Genomic DNA, 572 nt, shown 5'->3' with positions numbered 1-572 from the left:
GGCGCGAAGCTGGTGCTGACACAATCGCATCTGGCGGAGCAAGCCTCGCTGAATTTCGATGGCCAAGTGCTGGTGCTGGATCGTCAGGAGCAGGATGGCAAGCACATTTATCACGAAGATAGCTCCAATCTGGAGCCCTTGGCCGGGCCGCACCATGTCGCGTACGTCATCTACACGTCCGGTTCCACGGGAAAACCGAAGGGCGTAATGGTAGAGCACCATTCCGTGCTGAACCGGATTTTGTGGATGCATAATCGCTACGGGTTGAGTGCGGCAGATACGATCTTGCAAAAGACGGCCTTCACCTTCGACGTGTCGGTATGGGAGCTGTTCTGGTGGTCGATGGTCGGCTCGAAGGTAAGCCTGCTGTCGGTCGGCGGAGAAAAGAACCCGGAAGAGATCGTGGACACGATTGCCCGCGATGGTGTGAGCACGATGCACTTTGTACCGGCGATGCTGCATGCATTCCTCGAATATGTGGAGCAGCAGCCGCGGGAAGTGATGCAAGCGAAGCTGGGCACGCTGCGCCATGTCTTTGCCAGTGGTGAAGCCTTGCCGCCACAGCATGTGGC

1 protein-coding gene is annotated in these 572 nt (G+C 57.7%); it reads left to right on the top strand.

Features of this window, described 5'->3' with window-relative positions; all coding sequences use genetic code 11:
* Window positions 1-572 (top strand): AMP-binding protein (locus ABEW32_RS26265; protein ID WP_430193236.1); only part of this gene is annotated, 572 nt, incomplete at both ends.

The organism is Paenibacillus jamilae, from assembly GCF_050482105.1.
Lineage (GTDB): Bacteria > Bacillota > Bacilli > Paenibacillales > Paenibacillaceae > Paenibacillus > Paenibacillus jamilae_B.
This window is presented reverse-complemented; position numbering and strand designations above follow the sequence as displayed.